14 protein-coding genes are annotated in these 14923 nt (G+C 76.1%); 9 read left to right on the forward strand and 5 right to left on the reverse strand.

Annotation, left to right across the window (positions count from 1 at the left end; translation table 11 throughout):
- The first annotated feature begins 53 nt into the window (after positions 1-53).
- Positions 54-2798 carry an Ig-like domain repeat protein gene (locus ABD665_RS06680; RefSeq protein WP_204911673.1) on the forward strand — a complete coding sequence of 915 codons (2745 nt, stop codon included), beginning with the start codon at positions 54-56 and terminating at the stop codon, positions 2796-2798.
- A 151-nt stretch (positions 2799-2949) separates the two neighbouring features.
- On the opposite strand, the gene ABD665_RS06685 is transcribed toward ABD665_RS06680, so the two are convergent.
- Genes ABD665_RS06685 through hrcA form a run of 3 tightly spaced genes read right to left on the reverse strand, consistent with a single transcriptional unit; the run spans position 2950 to position 5894 of the window.
- A complete protein-coding gene (locus ABD665_RS06685) occupies positions 2950-3681 on the reverse strand; it encodes a 16S rRNA (uracil(1498)-N(3))-methyltransferase (protein WP_204911672.1) in 732 nt (243 codons plus the stop codon).
- Positions 3678-4847 (reverse strand): molecular chaperone DnaJ, encoded by a 1170-nt coding sequence (dnaJ, locus tag ABD665_RS06690; RefSeq protein ID WP_204914071.1) that lies wholly within the window; start codon positions 4845-4847, stop codon positions 3678-3680. The genes ABD665_RS06685 and dnaJ overlap by 4 nt, the downstream gene beginning before the upstream one ends.
- Positions 4848-4901: 54 nt before the next feature.
- Complete coding sequence (gene hrcA / locus ABD665_RS06695; RefSeq protein WP_204911671.1) at positions 4902-5894, reverse strand: heat-inducible transcriptional repressor HrcA; 993 nt, start codon at positions 5892-5894, stop codon at positions 4902-4904.
- A 92-nt stretch (positions 5895-5986) separates the two neighbouring features.
- Between hrcA and ABD665_RS06700 the strand changes: the two genes are divergently transcribed.
- From ABD665_RS06700 to wecB, 7 genes are all read left to right on the forward strand, one after another.
- A complete protein-coding gene (locus tag ABD665_RS06700; protein WP_204911670.1) occupies positions 5987-6808 on the forward strand; it encodes an MBL fold metallo-hydrolase in 822 nt (273 codons plus the stop codon).
- 86 nt (positions 6809-6894) lie between these two features.
- Positions 6895-7743, forward strand: coding sequence for a DUF4397 domain-containing protein (locus ABD665_RS06705; RefSeq protein ID WP_204911669.1), 849 nt, complete (start codon positions 6895-6897; stop codon positions 7741-7743).
- 7 nt (positions 7744-7750) lie between these two features.
- Complete coding sequence (locus ABD665_RS06710; protein ID WP_204911668.1) at positions 7751-8482, forward strand: sortase domain-containing protein; 732 nt, start codon at positions 7751-7753, stop codon at positions 8480-8482.
- A 38-nt stretch (positions 8483-8520) separates the two neighbouring features.
- The gene (locus ABD665_RS06715; RefSeq protein WP_204911667.1) at positions 8521-9129 is read left to right on the forward strand and encodes a sigma-70 family RNA polymerase sigma factor; all 609 of its coding nucleotides are present in this window, start codon (positions 8521-8523) and stop codon (positions 9127-9129) included.
- Entirely contained in the window at positions 9117-9830 is a 714-nt protein-coding gene (locus ABD665_RS06720) for an anti-sigma factor domain-containing protein (RefSeq protein ID WP_204911666.1), read from the forward strand. Before ABD665_RS06715 ends, ABD665_RS06720 begins: the two co-directional genes overlap by 13 nt.
- 24 nt (positions 9831-9854) lie before the next feature.
- Positions 9855-10706 carry an NAD(P)H-binding protein gene (locus tag ABD665_RS06725; RefSeq protein ID WP_204911665.1) on the forward strand — a complete coding sequence of 284 codons (852 nt, stop codon included), beginning with the start codon at positions 9855-9857 and terminating at the stop codon, positions 10704-10706.
- Between the two features lie 113 nt (positions 10707-10819).
- Positions 10820-11986: a non-hydrolyzing UDP-N-acetylglucosamine 2-epimerase gene (wecB, locus tag ABD665_RS06730; protein WP_204911664.1), complete on the forward strand. Its 1167-nt coding sequence runs from the start codon at positions 10820-10822 to the stop codon at positions 11984-11986.
- Here the strand turns inward: wecB and ABD665_RS06735 are convergent.
- On the reverse strand, positions 11941-13122 hold the full coding sequence (locus tag ABD665_RS06735; RefSeq protein WP_204911663.1) for a hypothetical protein: 1182 nt from the start codon (positions 13120-13122) through the stop codon (positions 11941-11943). The two genes, wecB and ABD665_RS06735, sit on opposite strands and share 46 nt — an antisense overlap.
- Complete coding sequence (locus ABD665_RS06740) at positions 13119-14138, reverse strand: prenyltransferase/squalene oxidase repeat-containing protein (protein ID WP_204911662.1); 1020 nt, start codon at positions 14136-14138, stop codon at positions 13119-13121. Before ABD665_RS06740 ends, ABD665_RS06735 begins: the two co-directional genes overlap by 4 nt.
- Between ABD665_RS06740 and ABD665_RS06745 the strand changes: the two genes are divergently transcribed.
- The gene (locus ABD665_RS06745; protein WP_204911661.1) at positions 14131-14874 is read left to right on the forward strand and encodes a WecB/TagA/CpsF family glycosyltransferase; all 744 of its coding nucleotides are present in this window, start codon (positions 14131-14133) and stop codon (positions 14872-14874) included. The two genes, ABD665_RS06740 and ABD665_RS06745, sit on opposite strands and share 8 nt — an antisense overlap.
- Positions 14875-14923: the final 49 nt, after the last annotated feature.

Consider the following 14923-nt stretch of genomic DNA (forward strand, 5'->3'; position numbering starts at 1 on the left):
GCGGTTACGGTACTCGCGGCTCGGGGGCCACCTTCGCACCAAGGACGGTTCAGTTGAGCTCAACCCCCACCCGCCTGCGCCGACGACTCGGCCACGGCGGGCTCTCTCTGCTGGTCCTGGCGACCAGCTCCTCCCTGCTCTGGTCGGCCTCGTCGGGCACGGCCTCCGCCGCCCCGAGCGCCCCCGACCCCGTCTGCGCTGACGGCACCTGCACCGTGACGTTCACGTCGACGGGCGCCGTGCAGACCTTCACGGTCCCGACCGGGGTCACCGCCCTCACCGCCGCGGTCGCTGGCGCTGCGGGTGGCGGCTCGACCACCACCCCCGGCGGCCTGGGCGGCCGCACGTCGGGCACTCTCGCCGTCGACGCGGGTGACGAGCTGAGCCTCGTCGTCGGCGGAGCCGGCACGTACGACGCCGACTCCGGAGCCGGGGGCGCCGGCGGGTTCGGCGGCGGCGGGGCCGGAGGCAGCTTCACCGAGCCCAGCGGCGGCGCCGGCGGAGGCGGCGGTTCGTTCCTCTTCGACGACGACACGCTGCTGCTGGCGGCCGGCGGAGGCGGTGGCGGCACCGCCGGCTCGAAGGGCGGTGCCGGTGGCGCGGCCGGCGAGGCGGCGGGTGCGGGGGCGAGCTCGATCGGCGACGGCGGCGACGGCGGCGAGCCGGGGACGCTGGACATGAACGGCGCCGGCGGCTTCGTCGGCGGCGACGGCGGCGACGGCGAGGCGACCTCGGCCACGGAGCTGCCGGTCGGCGGCCAGGGCGCCGACGGCTCGGAGCCCGAGGTCCTCGATGCCCTGCAGCCCGGAGCCGGCGGGGGTGGCGGGTTCCACGCGGGCGGTGGCGGCGGCACCGGCGGCTCGATCCCGACCGCGAGCGGGACCGCGCTGCCCGGTGGCGGCGGTGGTGGCGGTGCCGGCTTCGCCGAAGAGGCCGTGACGGACGTCGTCGGCGCGGCCGGCGTGCAGTCGGGCGCCGGGGTCATCACCCTGAGCTACACGGCGGGCCTGCCGCCCGCGAGCATCACCTTCACCAGCAGCCTCGACGGCGCCGTCGTCGGCAAGAAGCGCAACGTCTCGGCCGAGGGCAGCGGGAGCGCGCGCGTCGTGTTCAGCGCGGACCCGACCACCACCAACGGCGCGTGCACGGTCGACGGGGCGTCGGTCACGTTCGCCCACGTCGGCACGTGCGTCGTGCGGGCCGACCAGGCCGCGGACGAGTTCCACAGCGCCGGGTCCAACCAGCTGAGCTTCGCCATCGGCCAGGGCAACCAGACCCTCACCTTCAACCCGCTCCCCCCGACCGGCTCCATCGGCGACACGGTGGACCTGGTGGCCACGAGCGACGCCGCCAGCGGGTCGCCGGTCGAGCTCAGCCTCGGCGCCGCGAACACCGAGGGCGCCTGCACCATCAACGGAACCAAGCTCACGCTGACCGGCGTGGGGACCTGCTCCGTGCTGGCCTCGCAGGCGGCGACGGTCGACTACAAGGCCGCCATCAGCGTCGACCACCGGATCGCCGTGACGCTGGTCGCCACGTCCACCACCCTCGCCTTCGACCTGGAGACCCCGGTGTTCGGCCAGCCGGTGAACGCCACCGCGACCGTGACCGGCGCCGAGGCCGGGACGGTCCAGCTGTCGGTCGACGGCCAGCCGGTCGGCGAACCGGTCGTCCTCGTGGACGGCAAGGCGGGCTTCACGCTCCCCGCCGGCCTCACCGCCGGCGGTCACCCGATCGAGGCCGTCTTCACGCCGGCCGACGCCGCGACGTACGGGTCCTCGACCGGCACGGCCACGCTGGCCGTGGGCAAGGCCATGACCCGCAGCGCGCTCACCGTCCGCGCCGACGAGGCCTCGGTCGTCGTCTCCGCGGTCGAACCGGGAGCGGGCACGCCGGAGGGCACGGTCCGCTTCACCGTCGGTGACGGCACGCCGTCTGCACCCGTCACCCTGGTTCGCGGCAAGGCCACGTTCTCGGGCTCGGTCCCCGCGGACACGGACGTCCGCGTCGCCTACAGCGGGGACGACGACTTCGCCGCCTCCTCCGACTCGACGTTGCGGAAGAACCCGACCATCGAGGCGAGCGTCTCGAGCGAGTTCCCGAAGTCGCCGGCCGGCTGGTACCGGAGCGCGGTGAAGGTCAGCTTCACCTGCGACGAGGGCAGCGCGCCCCTCGTCGGCGGGTGCCCCGCGGACGTCACGCTCTCGGACGACGGGGCGTCGCAGGGCGTGACGAAGACGGTGGTCGCCGCAGACGGCGGCATCGCCACCGCCAGCGTCACGGGCATCAACATCGACCGCACCAGGCCCGAGGTCATGGCGTTCGGCGTCGAGGAGGGTGCCCGGTTCTTCTCCACGGCTCCCGAGGCCGGCTGCGTGGCCCAGGACGAGCTCTCGGGCGTCGGGCTCTGCGCCGCCACCCGCAAGGTGAAGGACAAGGCGGTGACCTACTCGGTGGCCGCGGTCGACCAGGCGGGCAACGTCACGACCGAGGTCGTGCACGCGACGACCTATAACCGCGGCATCGTCGACGTCCCCTACGAGGACGGGGCGTACACCGTCACGCCGGGTCAGTCGGTCACCCTGGTCGCGAAGAGCAGCAAGCGGCCGCAGGTCTACAAGCCGGTCGAGGTGCCCAAGAAGCCGAGCAAGAGCGGCGACAAGTTCAAGGCCACCGACGTCGACGACGAGTGGGCGCTGGGTTACACCATCCCCACGAACCTGAAGCCCGGCACGACCTACAACCTCGGCATCAAGACGACCAGCAGGTACACGATCAAGATCCGGGTGGTCGCCTGATCACGACGGGCTAGACGGCGCGGGGCGCGACGGGCGAGAGCCGGTCGCGCCCCGTCGCACGTCCGGGGCGAGAGCCCGCGACCGTCGGCGAGCTCAGCGGTCGATCAGCCGGGCAGCGGTTGATCAGCCCGGTCAGCGGTTGATCAACCCGTCAGCGGTTGATCAGGGCGGCGAGCGCGACGACGCCGGCCGTCGACGTGCGCAGCACGTGGTCGCCGACCCGGACCGTACGGGCGCCGACGGCATCGAAGGCCGCGAGCTCCTCGGGGCTGATGCCGCCCTCGGGCCCCACCACGACCACGACCTCTCCGCCGACGGGCAGGTCGACGGCCGCGATCGGCACCGTCGCGTCCTCGTGCAGCACCAGGGCCAGGTCGGCGGCCTCGAGCCGCTGGACCAGCGCCTTCGTCACGAGCGGGTCGCTGACCACCGGGACGCGGAGGCGGCGGGACTGCTTGGCCGCCTCCCGGGCGGTGCTGCGCCAGCGGGAGAGCCCGCGGTCCACGCGGTCGGCCGACCATCGGGCGACCGAGCGCGACGCCTGCCAGGGGACCAGCTCGGCCACCCCGACCTCGGTCAGCATCTCGACGGCCAGCTCGGCCCGGTCCCCCTTGGCGAGGGCCTGCGCGACCACCAGGCGCACGGCCGGCTCGCGCTCGTCGAGCAGCTCGTCGACGCGGACCCGCAGCCCGGCCTTCGTCGCGTCGAGCACCTCGCCGCGCACCCCGCCGCCGGTGCCGTCCGCCACGACCACGCGCTCACCCGCGCGCAGCCGCCGCACGGCCACCGCGTGGTGGCCCTCCGGCCCGTCGACGAGGACCTCCCCGCCGAGCGCCGGCTGCGTGCCCGCCAGGCGCTCGAGCAGGAAGAGCGGGTCGGTCACTGACCCGCGAAGGCGTCCCGGAGGCGACCGAAGACCCCGCGACCCTGCTTCTGCACGGTCACCTCGGGGGCGGTCTCCTCGCGCAGCTCGGCGAGCTGGCGCAGCAGCTCGCGCTGCTCGTCGTCGAGCCGGGTCGGGGTCTGCACGAGCAGGGTCACGCCCAGGTCGCCACGCCCGTTCGAGCGGAGCCGGGGCACGCCCCAGCCGTCCAGCGCCACGCGCGTCCCGGACTGGGTGCCGGCCGGCACGGTCACGTGGACCTCACGGTCCTCGTCGTCGGTGTCGGGCAGGTCGGCCTCGAGGGTCTGGACCGTGACCTCGGTGCCGAGCGCGGCGGCCGTCATGGGGATCCGGACGGTGACCTCGAGCTCGTCGCCCTCGCGGCGGAAGATCTCGTGGGGGGCGACGACGAGCTCGACGTACAGGTCGCCGGCGGGGCCGCCACCCGCCCCGACCTCGCCGTGCGCGGCCAGGTGGATCCGGTTGCCGGTGCTGACGCCCGCGGGGATCTTGACGTTGATCGTGCGGGCCGAGCGGACCCGCCCGTCGCCGGAGCACTCCGGGCACGGGTTGGGGATGACGGTGCCGTAGCCGCCGCAGGTCGGGCAGGGCTGCGTCGTGCGGATGTCCCCGAGGAACGAGCGCTGCACGTGCGTCACGTCCCCCTGGCCGTGGCAGGTGCGGCAGGTGACGGGCTCGGAGCCCTCCTGCGCACCGCTGCCCTGGCAGAGCGGGCAGAGCACGGCGGTGTCGACGCGCAGCGGTTTGGTGATACCGAAGGCGGCCTCGGCCAGCTCGAGGTCGAGCCGCACGAGGGCGTCCTGGCCGCGGCGCACGCGCGAGCGCGGGCCGCGGCTGGTCTGCCCACCGAACATCGCGTCGACGAGGTTGCCGAAGTCGAAGCCGCCCTGCGCGCCGAACCCGCCGGAGAAGCCCCCGCCCAGGCCGCCGCCCAGCGGGTCGGCACCCCGGTCGTAGAGGTCCTTCTTCTTGGGGTCGGCGAGGACCTCGTACGCCTCGGCGACGGCCTTGAAGCGCTCCCCCGCGTCGGCCTCGGTGGCCACGTCCGGGTGCAGCTTCATCGCGAGCTGCCGGTACGCCTTCTTGATCTGCTCGGGCGTGGCGTCACGGGAGACGCCGAGCGTCTCGTAGTAGTCAGCAGCCATGGGTGCGGCGCTCATCCTTCGTGCTCAGGTCCTCGGTCATCGATCTCGTGAACATCACTGGGCGAGGAACCGGCCCACGTACCGCGCGACCGCGCGGACGGAGGCCATCGTGGAGGGGTAGTCCATCCGGGTCGGACCGACCACCCCGAGGGTGGCGCGGCTGCCGTAGCCGCTGGCGACGACCGAGGTCGTCTGGAGCTCTTTGAACGGGTTCTCCTGCCCGATCCGCACGGTGACGACGTCGGCGCTCGCCTCGCCCAGCAGGGTGAGCAGCACGACCTGCTCCTCGAGCGCCTCCAGCACCGGCTTCATGCTGCCCGGGTCGGTGGCGTAGCGGGTGAGGTACGGCATCCCGCCGATGACCATCCGGCTCGAGGTCTCGCTGCCCAGCATCTCCAGCAGCGAGGTGATCACGGACTGGCCGAGCGTGAGGGTCTGCGGGGCCAGCGAGGTGAGCAGCCCGGTCAGCCCGACGGCGGCCTCCTCGGGCGTCCGGCCCGCGGCCGCGGCGTTCAGGTGCGTCCGCAGGTCGCCCAGCGTCGTCTCGTCGAGCTCGGGCACCTCGAGCGAGCGCTGCTCGACCCGGCCGCTGGAGGTGATGAGCACCAGCAGCACGCGGGTCGTCGACAGCGACACCAGCTCGACGTGACGGACCGTGGAGTGGCTGAGCGTCGGGTACTGCACGATCGCCACCTGCTGGGTCGCCTGCGCGAGCAGCCGGACCGTGCGGAGCAGGATGTCGTCGAGGTCGAGCGCCCCGGACAGGAAGGTCTGGATCGCCCGCTGCTCGGCGGCCGACAGCGGCTTGACCTGGCCCATCCGGTCCACGAACAGCCGGTAGCCCTTGTCGGTCGGGATGCGGCCCGCGCTGGTATGGGGCTGCGTGATGTAGCCCTCCTCCTCCAGCGCCGCCATGTCGTTCCGCACCGTCGCCGGGGAGACCCCGAGGTCGTGCTTGTCGACCAGCGCCTTGGACCCGACCGGCTCCTGGCTGGAGACGTAGTCGGTGACGATGGCGCGGAGCACCTGCAGCTTGCGGTCGTCCATACCGGTCACCCCCTTCGCCTGACTTCGCAACACCCGACCCCACGCCGCCGTGGCTCTTGGCACTCGCGTGGGGTGAGTGCCAGTGTAGTGCCGTGACCGACCCCGCGGACCCCTCGACAGGCCCAGGTCCCGGGGAGGGGGCCCCCGACACCGGGGCCTTCCGCCTCGGCCCGTGGGAGGAGCTCGCCCCGTCCGTGTGGCGGGCGGTCGCCGAGCCGGACGCGGTGAACCTCGTGCTGGTCGCCGGCACCGGGCGCGCGCTGCTCGTCGACACCGGCTCGAGCCCCGAGCAGGGCCGGGCCGTGCGGGCCGCCGTCGCCGAGGTGACCGACGTCCCGCTGGAGGTCGTGGTCGTCACGCACGCCCACCGCGACCACCTGCTCGGGCTGCCGGCCTTCGCCGACCTCGTCACCGTCGGCCACGAGGACGTTCCGGGCCCCAACCGTCCGATCGTGCTGGCGGCCGCCTTCGACCTCGGCGGTCGTCGCGCCGAGGTGGCCCACCTGGGGCGCGGCCACACCGGCGCGGACCTGGTCGTCGTGCTGCCCGGGGCCGACCTGGTGGTCGTCGGCGACCTGGCCGAGTCCGCGGCGCCGCCGTCGCTCGGTCCGGACTCCTTCCTGCAGGAGTGGCCGGTGACGCTGGACGGTGTCATCGGGCTCATGACCGGCGCCACCCGCGCCGTCCCCGGGCACGGCGACCCCGTCGACCGCCCGTACGTCTACGAGCAGCGCGGCCGCCTGGCCGCGGTCGCGGGCGAGGTGCGCCGCCTGGCGGAGGCCGGCGTGAGCGCGGCGGACGCGGTGGAGCAGGGCGAGTGGGCCCTGCCGGTCGCGACGCTCGAGCCGGGGCTGGCGGCGGCGTTCGCCCAGCTCGGCCCGGTCACGCCGCGACGCACGCTCCCGATGGCCTAGGAGCCCGCCGGAAGTTTTCTCGGCGGCGCCGCATCCCGATCGCCGTCCCGTGCGCAGTCCAGGTATCCACGCCACCTGGAGGTCGCATGAGAACGTCCGTCCCCACCCGCCCCGTCATCGGAGCGATCGCCCTGGCCGTCGCCTCGGGAGCCCTGCTGCTCCCGGCCACCACCGCGTCCGCGGCCGACACGGCCACCGTGTCGATCCTGCACGCGGTCCCCGGCGCCACCGTCGACGTCTACGCCAACGGCAAGGCCCTGCTGACCGACTTCGAGCCCGGCACCCTCACCGACCCGCAGATGCTGCCGGCCGGCACGTACGACCTCAAGGTCGTCGCCGCGGGTGACGGCGCCGACGGCGACGCCGTCGCCGAGCTCGACGACGCCGAGGTCCCGGCCGGCGCGAACGTCACCGTCGTCGCGCACCTCGACGACGGCGGCGACCCCGAGCTGACCGCGTACGCCAACGACGTCTCCGACCTCGACGCCGGCCAGGCGCGGCTGATCGTGCGCCACGACGCGGCGGCCCCGGCCGTCGACGTCCGGGCGGACGGCGACGTCGCCTTCTCCGACCTGGAGAACCCGAAGGAGGCCAGCGCCGAGCTGCCGGCCGGCACGATCAGCGCCGACGTGACGCTGGCGGGCAAGGACGACAGCGTCATCGGCCCGGCCGACGTCGACCTGGCCGAGGGCACGACCACGATCGTCTACGCGTGGGGCTCGGCCGAGGACGACAACCTGAAGCTGGCGGTCCAGACGATCGACGGCATGGGCGGCAGCCCGGGCGGCGTCCCCGGCGGCACGGGTGGCCAGGCGGGCGCGGCGTCACCCGCGACCCTCGGGCTCCTGGGTCTCGGCCTCGCCGGCCTGGCCCTGGCGAGCACGCGGCTGGTCGGCCGGTCCGGCCGGGCGGCGAAGGCCACCTCGCTCCGGTGACCTCGCGTTGACCGTACGACCCTCGCGGCGGGACGGCTGGCTCTGGCCAGCCGTCCTGGCCGCGTCCGCCCTGCTGGTCCTGCTCGCGGGCCAGCAGGTCGTCGCCACGCCCACCGTGGCTGCGAACGTCCCCGTCGAGACGCTCGAGCAGGTCGGGACGCCCGAGCCGGCCGCGTCGGGTGGACCGGTGCTGGCGCTCCCCCCGGCGGTCCCGTCGCCGACCCCGACGGCCCGTGACGTGCCGGTCCGTGCCTGGTCGACCCGGTCGGCCGCCCCGCGCAAGCCCGACGCCCCCGTCGCGCCCGAGCGCGTGGTCGCGAAGGCGGTCGGCCTGGACCTGCGCGTGGTCCCGACCGGCGTCGCCCGCGACGGCCAGATGGCGCTGCCGGACAAGCCCACCGAGCTCGGCTGGTACCGCTTCGGCGCCGCCCCCGGCGACCGCCGCGGCGCCGTCGTCGTGGCCGGCCACGTGGACAGCGACCGCTACGGCGCCGGACCGCTGACCCGCGCGGCGGGGCTCGAGCGCGGCGACCGCGTGGAGCTGCGCGACGCGGACGGCGGGACGGTGACGTACGAGGTGCGCAAGGTCCAGCGCATCCGCAAGGCCGACTTCTCCCCGGCCGACGTGTTCGACCGCTCCGGCCCCGCGGTGCTCCGTCTGATCACCTGCGGGGGCGCGTACGACGCCGACCGCGGGGGCTACCAGGACAACCTCGTCGTGACCGCGGTGCCCCGGTGAGCGCCGACGTCGCCGGTCGTCCGTCACCATGGGTGCCGGTGGCCAGCCGGACCCGTCCGGCCGACGTCGACGTGGACGTCAGGGCCGGGGGCGAGGAGCCGATGGACGACGACCGTCTCGCGCACGGCTTCGCCGCGGGCGACCGGGCCTGCCTCGAGGAGGCCTACCGCCGCTGGTCCCCGCTCGTGCACACGCTGGCGCACCGCGAGCTCGGCCGCACCGCCGACGCGGAGGACGTCACGCAGCAGGTCTTCGTCAGCGCCTGGCGCAGCCGGGCCGACTACTCCCCCGACCGCGGCAGCCTCCCCGGCTGGCTCGTCGGCATCACCCGCCACCGCCTCGTCGACCACCACCGCCGCCAGCAGCGCCAGCTGCGGCTGGCCACGACGCTGGAGTCCGAGGCCGTCACCGGCCCGCCGGCCGCCCCACCCGAACGTGACCTGGAACGCCTCGTGCTCGCCGCGGAGATCGCCCGGCTGCCCGACCCGCGTGGGACGATCGTGCGGATGGCGTTCTGGGAGGGCTACACCCACGCCCAGATCGCGGAACGGCTCGGGCTCCCGCTGGGCACGGTCAAGAGCCACGCGCGCCGGGCCCTGCTGCACCTGCGCGACCGGCTGAAGGAGGTGGCGGCGTGGCCCACCTGAGTCCTGAGCAGCTCGCGGCGCTCGCCTCGGAGCCCACCCTCGTGCCGTCGCCCGAGGAGCGCGAGCACCTCGCCTCGTGCCCCTCCTGCAGCGCCGGTCTCGCCGAGCTCGGTGAGCTCGTCGGCGAGGTCCGCGCCGCTCGCCCCACCGAGGTCCGCGAGCCACGACCGCAGGTGTGGGCCGCGATCGAGCGCGAGCTCGACGCCGACGCGACCACCGGACCCGACGCGCCCGTCCACCTGCCCGCCGCGAGGCGCCGTCGCCGACCCGCCCGGCTCGCCGTCGCGGCGGCCGTCGGGCTCGTCGTGGGCGTCGGCGGCACCCTCGGCGTGCTCGCCGCCCGCTCGGCGGAGGGTCCGGCCCTGGTCGCCAGCACCGTCCTGGCCCCGCTGCCCGGCGAGACCGGCGAGGGCACGGCCGAGCTGGTCCGCGAGGACGACACGGTCCGGCTGCGGGTGCACGCCACGCTCGGGTCGTCGCCGTCGGGCGACTACCACGAGGTGTGGCTGATCAACGGCGACGGGCGCCGCATGTACGCGCTCGGCGTCCTGCCCTCCTCCGGCGACGCCAGCTACTGGCTGCCGGCCCCGCTGGGCGCGCGGCTGGACGGCTACGAGACGGTCGACATCTCGCTCGAGCCCGAGGACGGGGACGCCGCGCACTCCCAGCACAGCCTGGTCCGGGGCCGTCTGCCCGCCTGAACGGCCGGGGCTAGCGTCGGCCCCATGATCCTGGTGACGGGTGCGACGGGGAACGTGGGGCGTCAGGTCGTGGCGCAGCTGGTGGCGGCCGGCGAGCCCGTCCGCGCGCTCAGCCGCCACCCCGAGCGGGCGGGCTGGCCGGACGGCGTCGAACGGGTGGCGGGCGACCTCACGCAGGAGCTGCCGGCCGGCCTCTTCGCCGGCGTGGACGCCCTCTACCTGTTCCCGGAACCCTCCCGCGTCGACGAGGTCGTCGCGGACGCGGCGGCCGCCGGCGTCCGGCACGCGGTGGTCCTCTCGTCGATGGCCGCCGGCGCGTCGGACGAGGGCCTCGAGGTCCTGCAGCGCCGCCACCTGGACGTCGAACGGGCGGTCGAGGCGTCTCCCCTGACCTGGACCCACGTGCGCCCGGGCATGTTCATGACGAACACGCTCGGGTGGGCGGAGTCGGTGCGCACCGCCGACGTCGTGCGCGATCCCTACCCCGACGCCACCGCGGCGCCGGTGCACGAGGCGGACATCGCCGCCGTGGCGGTCGCCGCCCTGCTCGAGCCCGACCGGCACGCCGGGCGGGCGTACGCGCTCACCGGCCCGGAGGCCCTCAGCCAGCGCGACCGGGTCCGGGTCCTGGCGGAGGTGCTCGGCCGGCCCGTGCGGTTCGAGGAGCGGAGCCGCGAGCAGGCGCGCGCGGCCCTGCTCACGAACCCCTGGATGAACGAGCGCCTCGCCGACTCCCTGCTCGACATGCTGGCCGCGTCGAGCGGCGTCCGCGAGGGCGCCGTGCTGCCGGGCGTGCGGGACGTGCTGGGGCGCGCGCCGCTGGACTTCGCGACGTGGGTCGACGAGCACCGGGCGGCGTTCACCGCGACCGCCTGACGCCTCGGACGCGGGAGCCGCGAGCGCCGCCGGGCGCAGCCGACGAGAACTTCTCGTTACGGCTCGATGTCGTGGGCTGACGCGGGCGCCCCGGGGCCGTAGGTTCTCGGGCTATGGAACCGGGGGGTCCCGCGACGCGCCTGCCCGTCGGGGTGGTGCTGGGCACGCGGCCCGAGGTGGTCAAGCTCGCGCCCGTGGTCGCCGCGCTGCGACGCTCACCGACGTTGCGTCCCGTCGTCATCAGCACCGGCCAGCAGCTCGACCTGCTGCCCGGCGCGCTGGCCGAGCTCGGCGTGGAGGTGGACGTCACGCTTCCGGTGCGGCGTACGGAGCACCTGGCCGACCGGGTCGCCGCGATGCTGCAGGCGACCGCGGACCTGCTGGCCACCCTCGAGCTCGCCGCCGTCGTGGTGCAGGGCGACACCGCCACGAGCCTGGCCGCCGCGCAGGCCGCCTTCTACCGCCGGGTCCCCGTGGTCCACGTGGAGGCCGGGCTGCGCACCGGCTCGCCCCGCGAACCCTTCCCCGAGGAGGCCAACCGGCGGATGATCGCGGTCCTCGCCGCCCTGCACCTGGCGCCGACCGAGGACGCCCGCGCGAACCTGCTCGCCGAGGGCCACGACCCCACGACCGTCCGGGTCACCGGGAACACCGTGGTCGACGCGCTCCTGGGCCGGGCGTCCGGACCGCTGGCGGACCCCCGGCTCGCCCGCGTGGTCGCGGGCGACCGCAAGGTCGTCGTGCTGACCATGCACCGGCGCGAGAGCTGGGGCGAGCCGATGCGGGCCGTGGCCGAGGTCGTGGCGAAGGTGCTCGAGCGCCGCGGGGACAGCACGGTGGTCGTGCCGGCCCACCCCAACCCGGTGGTGCTCGAGGCGCTGGCCCCGCTCGTCGCCTCGCCGCACGCGCTGGTCGTCGAGCCGCTCCCGCACGGGCCGTTCCTCCGGCTGCTCGCCGCGGCCACCGTCGTGCTGACCGACTCCGGCGGCGTGCAGGAGGAGGCGCCGACCCTGGGCGTGCCGGTGCTCGTGCTGCGGGCCGTCACCGAACGGCCCGAGGGCGTCCGCAGCGGTGCCGCGACCGTGGTCGGGACCGACCCGGGCGAGGTGGCCGCCGCGCTCGAGGCCGCGCTCGACCGGCCGCGGCGCACCACGGGGCCCAACCCGTACGGGGACGGTCACGCCGCCCAGCGCTGCGTCGACGCGATCGCCGGGCTGCTCGGCGTCGCGGACCCTCAGCCCAGCCGCGCCAGCAGCGCCGGCGCCACCACGTTGCGGTAGAACCAGACGCCGTCGATCCGCCCCGAGAACGACGCCTCGCCGCCCGTGCCCGCGTCCCGGTGGCGGCCCGCGCCCAGCCCCATCCCGACGATCCCCGGGACCGGCGCGCCGTCGACGACCAGCGCGCCCGACGGGTCGAAGGACGTCCGGCCCGGGCGCCCCGGCAGCAGCGGGGACACGGCCTCGCGGTAGCCGGTCGCGGCCACCACGAGTCCCGCGCCCCGGACGTGCGCGGGCGCGAGCGGGCCGTGGTGCAGCCGTACGCGGGGCTCCTCGCCGTCGCGCACCGAGCGGTAGAGGGCGGCGGAGTCGCCGCGCAGGCCGCCGAGGCGGAAGACCCGGCCGGTCTGCGGGCAGACGTCCTCGGGCCCGAAGGCGCACCCGTCCCGGGTCGCCGCGGCGGCGTCCGGGTAGGTCACGCGGACCGGCGAGCGGTGCACGAGCGTGAGCCACCCCTCCGGCCGGCGGCGCCCGGGGTCGGCGTCGAGCAGCACCCGGGCCGCCGAGAAGGCGCTGTGCGAGCCGCCGACGACGGTGACCGGGCCGTCGGGCACGGGCACCCGGCGCCCGATGACGGCGTCGCTGTGGACCGCTCCCGGCGCGAGGCGCGCAACCTCCGACGCGACGTGCGGCCGGCCCCCGTTCGCGACGACGACCCGCTCGGCCACGTGCTCGGCCACGGACGCGGACCGTCCGGTCGCCGTCTCGACGACGACCCGCGTGCCGTCCGGCCCGGGCTGCAGCGCGACGACCCGCCCGGCCACGGTCGCGTCCGGGTCGGCGGCCCCGACCCGGTCCAGGACCGGGCGCGCGGCGGCGGCCAGCAGCGCGGCCGCCGTGCCGAGCGGCACCGGGTCGTCGGTCCCGCAGCGGTCGCAGAGGTCGGCGCCCGGGCCCTTGCGGGGTGGCGCGCCGGCGTACGCGGCCTCGACGAACACCCGCCCCGCGGTGTCGGACCGGACGGCGTAGTCCCCGAGCCGCCCCGACCCGGCGCGGGCGAGGACCGGGTCCACCACGCGCAGCCCGCCGTCGAGGAGCGCATCGAGCACGCCACCCTGCTCGGCGGCGGACAGCAGGGCGAGCCCCGCCGGGCCGAGGCCGACGACGAGCGTGCCGACGCGGCTGCGGAGGCTCATACGAGGTCGCTCCCCCGGACGGCCCGCAGCACGTGGCCGTCGGGCGCGAGGGCCTGCGCGGCGAAGATCGTCGGCCAGGCCGTCCGGTCCTCGGAGCCGGGCTCGTAGCGGACGCCGCCGTCGGGGTGGACGCAGGAGAGCAGGAACGCGGAGCCGGCGGCGACCTCGGACGCGTAGCCGGTGGGGTCGACCAGGCGGAAGAGCCGGACGGCCTGCGCCGTGACGTCGGTGCGCAGCGGGTTGTCGCCCTCGTACGGGCCGGCCCACGCCGGGAACCCGCCGTCGGGCCGCTGGACCTGCGCCAGCCAGGCGACGCCGGCCCGGACGGCCTCGTCCGCGCCGCCGGCCATGAGCAGGCCCTCGACGGCGTAGCAGTGCGCGTGCAGGTAGGTCAGCGGCGACAGGGCGTGCACCCGAAACCGCCCGTCCGGCTCCTGCAGCGCGACCGTCCCGTCCCGCAGCCGGTCGACGGCGTCAGCGGCGCCGGGCAGGCCCAGCCGGTCCGCCGGCACGAGCGCGCCCGCCAGCTTGGCCTCGTGGGCCCCGAAGGCGAGGCTCCAGCGCGTGTCCGCACGCCACGGCGGCGCCGGCGCGCACCCGCGGCCGCTCCCGACCGCCTCCACCAGCGTGGCCGTCCACTCCCGCGCCGGGAAGTCGCCGGCCCCCTGCTCGCCGCGGTGCTCGAGGACCCCGCGCAGCGCCATCGCGGTGTCGAAGGCGTACGTCGTCGCCCCGCGTCGTACGCCGTCCGGCGAGGCGCCGACGCACAGCGCGTCGTGCAGCTGCCGGGCGCGGGCGGGCGCCGAGCCGGACCGGACCAGCAGGCTGAGCAGCAGCCCGCTGAGCTCGGGGTAGGCGTAGCCGGGGTGGGCGGGGTTCACCCAGCTCAGGCAGTGACCGCCCTCGCCGATAAGTTCGTCCGACGACAGCCACGCAGAGAGCGGGTCGACGACCATCGAGCAGCACCACCCCTCGTCCGGGGCGCCCACCGGGGCCCGCGTCGACGACGTGCACATCGACCTGTGCTCGCGCGAGGAGATTCTGGACGAGATGGCGTCCGCGCTCGGCGGCGGGGTCCCGCTGGCGATCGCCTCGGCCAACCTCGACCACCTGCACCACTTCGCGGCCGGCGGCCTCGACCTCCCGCCCGACCAGACGGTCGACGGCGTGCGCTGGCGGACGCTGCTCGACGGCGTCCCGCTGCTGCGGGCCGTCGAGCGCACCGCGCGGCGACCCGTCGAGCTGCACACGGGCAGCGAGCTGCTGCCCGAGGCGCTGCGGCTGGGCGCCGAGGTCGGCGCGCGCGTGGTGCTCGTCGGCGGTGGGCCGGTGCTGCGCGAGCGGTGGCCGGCGGCGCTCGCCGAGCAGTACCCGGGCCTCGTCGACGCCGGCACGCGCGAGGTCGCCTGGGCGTGGCTCGACCGCGCGGGTTCCGGGGAGCAGCTGGCCCGCTGGGTCGCCGACCGACGGGCCGACGTCGTCGTCGTCAGCCTCGGCAAGCCCCGCCAGGAGCGGTGGCTCCGCGACCACGGCGCACGGACGGGCGGGCGGCTGCTGCTCGCCGTCGGGTCGGCACCGGAGTACGTCGCCGGCACCGCCTACCGTGCTCCCGACTGGGCCCGCCGGCACGGCCTCGAGTGGGCGGTCCGGCTGGCCCGCGAACCGCGGCGGCTCTGGCGGCGCTACCTGCTGGACGACGCCCGCGTGTGGCTGGGGCTGCGGCGCCGGCTGCGGACGACGCCGCCGGCCTGACGCCGTCCGCTCCCCACCCCCTGACACACCCCCCGACCCGACCACCTCG

The sequence above is a fragment of the Microlunatus spumicola genome (assembly GCF_039536445.1).
In the GTDB taxonomy this organism is placed as follows: domain Bacteria; phylum Actinomycetota; class Actinomycetes; order Propionibacteriales; family Propionibacteriaceae; genus Microlunatus; species Microlunatus spumicola.